We start from the raw sequence: 4,200 nt of genomic DNA, 5'->3' as shown, positions 1-4,200 counted from the left end.
ATAAAGTTCCCAATTATTTTGATCCGAAACTATAAGTAAATAGAAGGGAATAATAATTTGAATGATTCCTACGAAAAGATTAAAAACCCCAACACTCTTTCCATCTGCCTTCCCTAACAACATAAGACTGTTTAGAAATAAGACAGCACCCGAAAGAAATAAACCTACAAAACCCACAACATTCCTCTCCTTTAAAAAGGAAAAAGCAGTTCCTCCTCTCGATGAAGAAAAGAAATTGCTCTTTCAAACAAAATTTATAAAAATATTTATTATCATACTTATTAATCTATTATTCTTATTTCATATTTCAAAGTAACTATAGCATACGTTATGAACAAATGTTAAGCACCATTTGAAAAAATGTAAAATTTAATTTTTTCCACTTTCTCCATAATCGTCCTCTAGAGGAATGAAAGCTGGTCTAAAAAAGAACCAGCTCGGGTTCACTTCCAAATACAAGTTAACCCAGACTGGTTTTTATCTGCTACACGCTACTATTTTCCACATTCTATTTACCGGTAATTTTCGAAAAAAATCGGGGTGTGACATGCACTTTTAATCTCGGATTCTATATTTCTTTCGATGAAACAGGTAAAAACAGCTTAATCCCCCTTTTATTAAAAGGTAAGATTTTAAGATCTGCAATCAAATGACTGATGTATCCAGCAAGGCAGGTATAGAAAACTCCGTCAATTCCGAGGGATTCTTCTAATTTAGAACCGATGATCCCGAAGAAAATAACTCCCATTATAGAATGGGTATAGCTGCGATGTGATACAAAGGACGCAATTAGAATGTAAATCCCAAGTAGTATCAACCATAGTTCTTGTAATGAGACGCCGCCCACAAGTACACCAATTCCTGTGATCGTTAACATATGCTTTTGTTTGATCATCGACGCTGCGATCATCATAGCCAATCCAATTCCGATACCAAGCCATTTCTCTGTAGAGCTGCCACCATAGAAACTATAAAAGATCATCAGAGCCCCAATAAGCTGGGCAACCGTTCGAATTACCTTATGGGATATGGTGATTTTGCCACGAAGACTCCCATCAATGTCAAGATCAGGGATTAAACCAGATACTCCTCCTAATCCTACTAATAAGAGTGTCGCAGAAGGTGAGGATTGAAAAGTGTTTGCAACGATAAATCCTGTCGCTGCTCCAACTGCTGCATGTGCTGTTCCATTCAATAGTCATTCCACCTCTAATTAATTTGTTGCGGTTTTTTTCACAAAACACTACACTTTATTTATTTTACATAAAAACATTTGTTCTGTTTAGAAATAAATTTAGAAAGTAAATAGATTACAGTTTAAATAACCAGTTTCCTCACTCATTAACCATCAAAAAAAGCAGAGAAATTTCTCTCTCTGCTTTACTGACGTTTCTTTATCGCTATAAATATTAGCTGAATGAAGGCTCTAACCCGGACTTAAGCTGTCACTGCAGAAAAACTTTTTGCTACCTCGGCAACTTTTGCCAAGCCTTCCGCAATAATGGTTTGAGCTTGATCTGGCGCTGCATTATGACCTTCGATAATGACTTCATCAACAATTTCCATTCCGAATACGCCGCCAACAACGTTTTTAATATAAGTAGCAGCCATTTCCATTGGTGCTGTTTCTGGTGTTGAGTAAATGCCGCCGCGTGCACTTAAAATAACGGCTTTTTTATCAGTCATTAAGCTGACTAATTGGCCATTTTCGTTATATTTGAATGTAAAACCAGCCGCATATACATAGTCGATGAACGTTTGTAATTTAGCTGGGATTGTTAAGTTCCAAAGCGGGAAGGCAAATACCACTACGTCAGCTGCTTTTAAGGCATCCATTGCTTTTTGTTTTGCTGCTAAAATACGTTTTTCTACGTCTGTTAACTCTTCGCCTGATTGCATTTTACCAAAAGCGTTGAATAAATCCTGACCGAAGTAAGGCATATCTTCTGTGAAAACATCGTAAGTCGTTACATTTACACCTTCTAAGTTCTCCATGAAAGTTTCATACATTTTACTAGAAACTGCTTCTGAAGCTGGACGGTTATTTGCTTTAACTACTAGTATATTCATTATAGTATTAATCTCCTTTATTTATCTTGATTATCGATATCTCGAATTCATAATAAAGGAAAACTAAACAATCGTCAACCGAAATAACTTAGGACCATTTCAAAAAGTATAGGAAATAATAGAAAAAAAATGCAGATAAAAAAGTTTTTGAGACTCTTAATAAACTCTTGCACCCTATTCAAGAACGTTTTATATTAGGATATCAATTTCAACCCGATGACTGCTGTTAAAATCATACCTATAAATAAAATCCGTTTCCAATCTTTCGATTCTCCATAAAACACCATACCTACGATTGTTCCACCTATTGTGCCAATCCCGGTCCAAACAGCATAAGAAAGTCCGAGAGAAAGAGTTTTCATAGCAAGACCCAGAAAACTAAAACTACATATAAATCCAATAAACAAGATCATGTAGGACTGTACGTTTTTATATTTAACGATTCTGTTCATACCTGTAACCCCAACCACTTCAAAACCGCCAGCCAATATTAGGTAGATCCAATCCATTATGCTGCACCTTCTTTCTCACCTGATTCTGATGTAACAAGTTTCAATCCTACTACCCCAACTAAAAGTAAAAGAATGAAAAAGACTTTCGTCCAACTAAAAGCTTCTCCAAAAGCAATCATCTCAATCAGAACCGTACCGGCTGTTCCAATTCCTGTAAAGACTGCATAGGCTGTAGCAACTGGGACCTTTTTGATAGCTTTAAGCAACACAACAAATGATAAATAGATAAGTAAAAAAGTTCCGGCCCAAGAAATCCAGTTACTTGAATACTTCAACCCCATTGCCCACAAAATTTCAATAAGGCCTGCCAATATTACAAGTCCCCAACTTCTATTCATTCCATTTCCCTCCATTAAAACAGCTAATTTTTCGATAATCCCCGCCAATATAGATACCAAGAAGCATCTAATCGTTTTAGCAATCGCTCTGGACCGCCGTATAACATTTCAACTAGTATTCCATCTAATACTCCCAAGAATGCAGCGACAGCTCGCTTAGCATCAATAGTGGAGCTGATTTTTCCATCTTTCATTGCTTTTTCCATAATAGGAAATAGAAGTTCTTCTAACTGATCCAAATATTCATAAACAGATTTCATGACCTGTTCATAGAGATGTGTTGGCGGAAAAAACGAGATACGAAGCCAAAATTTAGTATTGTCGTTCTTCTCATATCGCTCTTTATAATGCGATAGAAAACCAAATAAAAAATCTTCTATAGGTCGAGTTGAGTTATTTTCTATAAAATCGATCACGAATCGTAATTCATCAGCAAACACATCACTACATACCTGAAGAAAAAGTTCATCTTTTCCTTTGAAATGAGTATAGATCGATTGTTTTTTAATTCCCACCTCATCCGCAATCTGTGCCATCGATGTCCCTTCATAGCCATTTTTTGTGAAATGATTAAGAGCAACTTCCTTAATTCGATTTGAAGTCATTTCATCACCCTTCCGAACGTTCGTCAGTTAAATTTATCAAGAAAATTATTTCTTGTCAATGCTTTTTTTAGTTGAAAACCGGCTTCAGCGCACCATTTTTTAATGACCTCGCGAAGTGCGGTATCTTTCTTAGTTATTGTATATTCCCCTAACCGTTCTGGCTTCATTAAAAAATCCTGCAAGAAAAGGACCTGCAAAAATCTAGCAGGTCCTAAAGCTCTATTCTTTTGTAACAGCATCTACAGCTGTATCTTCTGTATTTGCTGCATCAGTAGTTTCCTCATTAGATGCAACTACCTCAGTTCCTGCTTCCATTGCTTGAACAGCAGAGTTTGCTGCAGCGTGTGCTTTTGCTTGAATGCTTGCTTTTACGCTAGCTTGAGCTTTTGCTTTGTTTGCTACAGATGGGCTTACTTTTTCAACCTCAACTGCTGCTTCTTCTGTTTCTGTTACAGCTTCGCTTGCTTCTGTAACTTCATCAGATACTACTTCAGTTCCAACTTCAGTTGATTCTTCGGCAATGACTTTAGCAGCTTCTTCTTTAGCTTCTTCAGTTAATACAGCTGTAGACTCATCTGTTACATCTTCAGCGACAACTTCAGTAGCTTCTTCAGCTTGTTCTTCTGTAACAACTGTATCGTCTTCTGCTGCAACTTCAGTTGTTTCTTCGGTTGT

At 36.7% G+C, this 4,200-nt stretch carries 7 protein-coding genes and 1 pseudogene; all 8 read right to left on the bottom strand.

The features are described from left to right. Nucleotides 1-177: AmiS/UreI family transporter (locus V7150_RS03560; RefSeq protein WP_335513783.1), on the bottom strand; the 177-nt coding region annotated here is incomplete at its 3' end. 391 nt (nucleotides 178-568) lie between these two features. Then, complete coding sequence (locus V7150_RS03555; RefSeq protein ID WP_335513656.1) at nucleotides 569-1,195, bottom strand: metal-dependent hydrolase; 627 nt, start codon at nucleotides 1,193-1,195, stop codon at nucleotides 569-571. Nucleotides 1,196-1,437: 242 nt separating this feature from the next. After that, nucleotides 1,438-2,070 carry an FMN-dependent NADH-azoreductase gene (locus tag V7150_RS03550; RefSeq protein WP_335513653.1) on the bottom strand — a complete coding sequence of 211 codons (633 nt, stop codon included), beginning with the start codon at nucleotides 2,068-2,070 and terminating at the stop codon, nucleotides 1,438-1,440. Nucleotides 2,071-2,264: 194 nt separating this feature from the next. Continuing rightward, nucleotides 2,265-2,579: a DMT family transporter gene (locus V7150_RS03545; RefSeq protein WP_335513651.1), complete on the bottom strand. Its 315-nt coding sequence runs from the start codon at nucleotides 2,577-2,579 to the stop codon at nucleotides 2,265-2,267. Continuing rightward, nucleotides 2,579-2,920, bottom strand: a complete 342-nt coding sequence (locus tag V7150_RS03540) for a DMT family transporter (protein WP_335513649.1) — start codon at nucleotides 2,918-2,920, stop codon at nucleotides 2,579-2,581. Before V7150_RS03540 ends, V7150_RS03545 begins: the two co-directional genes overlap by 1 nt. A gap of 23 nt (nucleotides 2,921-2,943) precedes the next feature. After that, nucleotides 2,944-3,525: a TetR/AcrR family transcriptional regulator gene (locus V7150_RS03535; protein WP_335513647.1), complete on the bottom strand. Its 582-nt coding sequence runs from the start codon at nucleotides 3,523-3,525 to the stop codon at nucleotides 2,944-2,946. Nucleotides 3,526-3,548: 23 nt separating this feature from the next. Further along, nucleotides 3,549-3,764, bottom strand: a complete 216-nt coding sequence (locus V7150_RS03530) for a hypothetical protein (protein WP_335513645.1) — start codon at nucleotides 3,762-3,764, stop codon at nucleotides 3,549-3,551. Then, nucleotides 3,745-4,200, bottom strand: a pseudogene (locus V7150_RS03525) (hypothetical protein); the annotation flags it as partial. The gene V7150_RS03530 and the pseudogene V7150_RS03525, both read right to left, overlap by 20 nt.

Origin of the sequence: Neobacillus drentensis, from assembly GCF_036965245.1 — a bacterium.
GTDB lineage: Bacteria > Bacillota > Bacilli > Bacillales > Cytobacillaceae > Neobacillus > Neobacillus drentensis_G.
The sequence above is the reverse complement of the archived record's forward strand: the minus strand, read 5'-3'. Positions and strand labels throughout refer to the sequence as shown.